Source organism: Rhodococcus sp. EPR-157, from assembly GCF_001647195.1.
Lineage (GTDB): Bacteria > Actinomycetota > Actinomycetes > Mycobacteriales > Mycobacteriaceae > Rhodococcoides.
On sequence record NZ_LVCV01000673.1, the window covers coordinates 1 to 5,014 of the forward strand.

General features: G+C 63.8%; 5 protein-coding genes. All 5 read left to right on the forward strand.

Annotated elements, in window-relative coordinates:
- Positions 1 to 727, forward strand: a 727-nt coding sequence (locus A2J03_RS28835) for a carboxyl transferase domain-containing protein (RefSeq protein WP_331712415.1), incomplete at its 5' end; no start/stop codon positions are given.
- A 4-nt stretch (positions 728 to 731) separates the two neighbouring features.
- The gene (locus A2J03_RS28840; protein ID WP_068381495.1) at positions 732 to 2,684 is read left to right on the forward strand and encodes an acetyl/propionyl/methylcrotonyl-CoA carboxylase subunit alpha; all 1,953 of its coding nucleotides are present in this window, start codon (positions 732 to 734) and stop codon (positions 2,682 to 2,684) included.
- A complete protein-coding gene (locus A2J03_RS28845) occupies positions 2,681 to 3,841 on the forward strand; it encodes an acyl-CoA dehydrogenase family protein (protein ID WP_068381498.1) in 1,161 nt (386 codons plus the stop codon). Before A2J03_RS28840 ends, A2J03_RS28845 begins: the two co-directional genes overlap by 4 nt.
- Positions 3,841 to 4,596, forward strand: coding sequence for an enoyl-CoA hydratase family protein (locus tag A2J03_RS28850; protein WP_068381500.1), 756 nt, complete (start codon positions 3,841 to 3,843; stop codon positions 4,594 to 4,596). Before A2J03_RS28845 ends, A2J03_RS28850 begins: the two co-directional genes overlap by 1 nt.
- Positions 4,597 to 4,633: 37 nt before the next feature.
- Positions 4,634 to 5,014: TetR/AcrR family transcriptional regulator (locus A2J03_RS28855; RefSeq protein ID WP_156520644.1), on the forward strand; the 381-nt coding region annotated here is incomplete at its 3' end.

Here is a 5,014-nt window from a genome sequence, read left to right on the forward strand (position 1 = left end):
CCTGAAGATCCCCTTCGACCCCCGCGAGGTCGTAGCGCGAATCGTCGACGGAAGCGACTTCGACGAATTCAAGCCCATGTACGGATCCTCGCTGGTCACCGGTTGGGCGGAACTGCACGGCTATCCCATCGGCATCCTCGCCAATGCCCGCGGTGTTCTGTTCAGCGAGGAATCGCAGAAGGCCACACAGTTCATCCAGCTCGCGAACCGATCGAACACGCCGTTGTTGTTCTTGCACAACACCACCGGCTACATGGTCGGCAAGGAGTACGAGGAAGGCGGCATGATCAAACACGGCTCGATGATGATCAACGCCGTCGCCAACTCGAAAGTCCCGCACATCTCGATACTGCTCGGGGCTTCCTACGGCGCTGGCCACTACGGCATGTGCGGACGAGCCTTCGACCCCCGTTTCCTGTTCGCTTGGCCGAGTAGCAAGTCCGCCGTCATGGGCGGCGCCCAGCTGGCCGGAGTCATTTCGATCGTCGGCCGCGCGGCCGCCGAAGCCCGTGGCCAAGCCTTCGACGAAGAGGCCGACGCCGGACTTCGAGCGATGATCGAGAACCAGATCGAAGCCGAGTCGTTGCCGATGTTCCTCTCCGGGCGCCTGTACGACGACGGCGTCATCGACCCCCGCGATACCCGTACGGTAGTAGGAATGTGCCTGTCGGCCATTGCCACTGCCCCGATCGAAGGCACCGAGAACTTCGGCGTCTTCCGGATGTGACGCCATGACTGTCAGCAGCATTCTCGTAGCCAACCGGGGCGAAATCGCCCGGCGCGTCTTCGCCACCGCTCGCGCGGAGGGGATCGAAACGGTCGCGGTCTTCTCCGACGCCGATTCCGATTCCCCGCACGTGCGTGACGCCGACGTCGCGGTACGTCTGCCCGGCAACACCTCGAACGAGACCTACTTGCGAGGCGATCTCGTCATTGCCGCGGCCGTCCAGGCAGGCGCCGACGCCATCCATCCCGGATACGGATTTCTGTCGGAGAACGCCGATTTCGCTCAGCAGGTGCAGAACGCCGGCTTGACGTGGATCGGGCCGCCGGTCAAAGCCATCGAACTGATGGGCTCGAAGGTCGAATCCAAGCGGATGATGGCCGACGCCGGAGTTCCGGTGCTGACCCAGCTCGATCCCGCCGACGTGACCGAGAACGAGTTGCCGGTTCTCGTCAAAGCCTCCGCCGGCGGTGGTGGTCGCGGTATGCGGATCGTTCGTGCACTCGCCGATCTGGAGACGGAAATCGAAGCTGCTCAGCGCGAATCGCTGTCTGCCTTCGGGGATTCGACGGTATTCGTCGAGCGCTACATCGAGACGGGACGGCACATCGAGGTCCAGGTGATGGCCGACCGTCACGCCACGGTGTGGGCGGTGGGGGAACGCGAGTGCTCGATTCAGCGCCGACACCAGAAGGTCGTAGAGGAGGCCCCGTCGCCGCTCGTCGAGCGCATCGACGGCATGCGGGACCGGCTGTTCGACGCAGCCAGACTCGCCACCGAGGCGATCGGGTACGAGGGCGCGGGAACCGTCGAGTTCCTGGCCGACGAGAAAGGCAACTTCTTCTTCCTCGAGATGAACACAAGGCTGCAGGTCGAGCATCCCGTCACCGAGTGTACGACCGGACTCGATCTGGTCGCGTTGCAGATTCTCGTCGCCGGCGGGGGAGCTCTGCCTGCCGAGCAACCGGCGACCCGAGGCCACTCCATCGAGGTTCGCCTCTACGCCGAGGATCCTGCGCAGGACTGGCAGCCGCAGAGCGGCATCGTGCACCGATTCGATATCCCCGGAAAGAAGTTCGAGGTCCTCGACAGGGCCGGAATCAGGGTCGATTCCGGAATCGAAACCGGTAGCGTCATCGGCACCTACTACGACCCGATGCTCGCGAAGGTCATCTCGTTCGCCCCTACCCGCGAGCAGGCCGCCAATCTGCTCGCGAGATCGCTGCAGAGGGCCACGATCCACGGGGTGAAAACCAATCGTGACCTGCTCGTGAACGTGCTGCAGCATCCGGCTTTCCTTGCCGGGGATACCGACACGGCGTTCTTCGACACACATGGCCTCGACGTTCTGTCGCAGTCGCCCGTGCGGGGGCGGGATCTGCAACTGTCGGCGCTCGCTGCGGCCTTGGCCGACGCGGCTCACAATCGCGAGAACGCGCGGGTCAACAGCGGACTGCCCAGCGGATGGCGCAATCTTCCGTCCCAACCGCAGCGCAAGACCTACGACGACATCACCGTCGAGTACACACTCGGAAGATACGGACTGATGACGGATCTGGACGGCGTCACCCTCGTCGAGAACACTCCGAATCAGGTCGTACTCGTCGACGGCGGACTCCGTCGAGCGTTCTCGGTGAGCCGGTACGGGTCCCAGGTTTTCGTCGACTCTTCGCTCGGCCCAGTGCGGCTGAACAGAACCCCGCGCTTCTCGGATCCCACCGAGGACGTGGCTGCTGGATCGTTGCTGGCGCCGATGCCGGGCAGCGTGGTCAGAGTCGCTGCAGCCCAGGGTGACACCGTCACAGCGGGTCAGCCGATTCTCATGCTCGAAGCGATGAAAATGGAACACACCGTCTTCGCGCCGACCGACGGTGTGCTGTCCGAACTCAACGTCACCGCCGGTCAGCAAGTCGAAGTCGGTGCAGTGTTGGCAGTGGTAACCGAAGGAGAGCAGCAGTGAGTTTCATCGAAACCGAGGAGCAGAAGGGTCTGCGGACCTCCGTGTCCTCGCTCGGCAAGCGGTACAACTACATCGACTACGTCCTACCCCGCGCCCGACGTGGTGAGCCTCTCACCGAATTATGGAACGAGGCAGGCAAACTCGGGTTCCTCGGCGTCAACCTCCCGGAGGAGTACGGCGGCGGTGGCGCGGGAATCTACGAGCTCGCCCTCGTCCAGGAAGAGCTGGCCGCGCACGGAGCAGGTCTGCTTCTGGTCGTGGTGAGCCCAGCGATCTGCGGCACCATCATCGGAAAGTACGGCACCGAGGACCAGAAGCAAACGTGGCTTACCGCGCTCGCCGACGGATCGAAGATCATGGCGTTCGGCATCACCGAACCCGACGCCGGTTCCAACTCGCACCAAATCACCACCACTGCGCGACGAGATGGCGGCGATTGGATCGTCAAGGGCAGCAAGATATACATCTCCGGCGTCGACCAGGCCGATGCCGTTCTGATCGTGGCGCGCACCGAGGATTCCAAGACCGGGAAACTGAAGCCCGCGCTGTTCATCGTCCCCACCGACTCCGAGGGCTTTCACAAGACTCGGATGGAGATGGACATCATCGAACCCGACCACCAGTTCACGCTGTTCCTCGACGATGTTCGCCTTCCTGCCGAAGCGCTCGTCGGCGAGGCCGACGCCGCGCTGATGCAGCTGTTCGCCGGACTGAACCCCGAACGCATCCTCGGCGCAGCCATGGCCGTCGGGATGGGGAGGTACGCGCTGGATGCGGCCGTGAAATATGCCAACGAGCGAACCGTATGGAAGACACCCATCGGTGCGCATCAGGGCATCGCGCATCCACTGGCCCAGGTCAAGATCGAACTGGAACTGGCGAAGCTGATGATGCAGAAGGCTGCGGTCCTCTACGACAGCGGAGACGACTTCGGCGCTGCGGAGGCGGCCAACATGGCCAAGTACGCAGCCGCGGAAGCCAGCATCAAAGCGCTCGATCAAGCGATTCAGACACACGGCGGCGCTGGGCTGACCGAGGAGTACGGCTTGGCCGCGATGCTCGGGGCGGCGCGCATTGCGCGAGTCGCGCCGGTCAGCCGGGAGATGATTCTCAACTTCGTGTCGCAACATTCGCTCGGGCTGCCCAGGAGTTACTGATGGCAGTCCAGGTTCAGACCGATGCTGCGGTCACCACGCTCACTCTCGACACACCGCACAACCGGAACGCGCTGTCGGCAGTTCTCGTGGAGGAGCTCACCGCTGGTCTCGACGCGGCCACCGAGAACCCGGATGTTCGCGCGATAGTCCTGACCCATACCGGCGGAACATTCTGTGCAGGAGCGGATCTGTCCGAGGCAGGGGGCTCGATCGAGGGCCGCACTTCGCAGATGCTCGGGCTGCTCCGCGCCATTCTCGAGACCCCGAAACCTGTCGTCGGGAAGATCGATGGACATGTTCGGGCGGGCGGCATGGGTCTCGTCGGTGCATGCGACATCGTCGTTGCCGGACCACAGGCAACGTTCGCACTGACAGAGGCACGATTGGGTCTCGCCCCGTCGATCGTGTCGCTGACGCTGCTGCCTCGTATGTCGCCCCGCGCCGCGAGCCGATATTTCCTCACCGGGGAGAAGTTCGGCGCACACGAGGCAGAGGCCATCGGCCTGATCAGTGAGGCCAGCACCGACCCGGAAGCGACCGTCGGCGATCTGCTGGATGCGCTGCGCAAGGGATCGCCGCAGGGCCTCGCCGAGTCGAAGCGGCTCACGACCGCCTCGATTCTCGCGAGTTTCGATGCTCTTGGTACCGACCTGTCGGATCGTTCCGCGAACCTGTTTGCATCGGAGGAAGCGCGGGAGGGGATGATGGCCTTTCTGCAGAAGCGTCCACCCAGGTGGGTGAGTGTCGAGCATTGAGTTTCTGGGCCAAATGGAGTCGGGAGTGAAGTAGAAGATGGTGACGGCGCGTGAACCCAAGCAGGACCGGAGCAGGGCCACGCGCTTGCGGCTGCTCGAAGCAACCATTGCCTCGCTCGCCGATCAAGGATGGAGTGCGACGACGGTGGGAGTCGTCGCCGAGAAGGCCGGTGTTTCGCGCGGCGCGACACAGCACCACTTCCCGACGCGCGAGGACCTGATCACGGCTGCGCTCGACTACATGTTCGACACCCGGATGGACGACGCCCGCCGCGAGTCCACTGCATTGCCACCGGGTCTGGCGAGGACAGAAGCCGTCGTCGAACGGCTCGTCGAGTACTACACAGGACCGACGTTCAAGGCCGCGCTACAGGTATGGACGGCAGCGGCGGCGGATCCGGAGATGCGTGCACGTGTG